Annotated in this window: 1 pseudogene; it reads right to left on the bottom strand. The window is 34.5% G+C overall.

Features of this window, described 5'->3' with window-relative positions:
• Window positions 1-26 precede the first annotated feature (26 nt).
• Window positions 27-348 (bottom strand): annotated as a pseudogene (locus tag ACTND6_RS11245) (hypothetical protein); the annotation flags it as partial.

The following is a 348-nucleotide window of genomic DNA, read 5'->3' as shown; positions in this document are numbered from 1 at the left end:
TAGGCTATATTAGCAAAATGGTGAATTCAAGAAATAGAATAAATGAAAAGATCATCTTTCTTCATGTCAGCAATACGGAAGAAATCTGTGATCTGATGCATTCTTTTCTTGATTGATAATAGAATTTCCTGTGTATCACAGCCTGTATACTCTCTTGCCAGTGTGAAAAGAGCTGCATATCTATTGATATACTTGCTCGCTACACCATTGTAGCCTTTATACCATTTCTCTATGAGCCTGTGAAATGCATTCACATTGTTCAAATGATCAAGGGATGTATATGTTGTATGATCCTTCATTACTCTTATTTCGCAGTGTTTTGTTGAAAGTAATCTGTTGTAAGCAACT

It is taken from the genome of Bulleidia sp. HCP3S3_C9 (genome assembly GCF_052064035.1).
Classification (GTDB): domain Bacteria; phylum Bacillota_I; class Bacilli_A; order Erysipelotrichales; family Erysipelotrichaceae; genus Bulleidia.
Note: the sequence above shows the minus strand (reverse complement) of the source record. Positions and strands in the feature narration are given on the sequence as shown.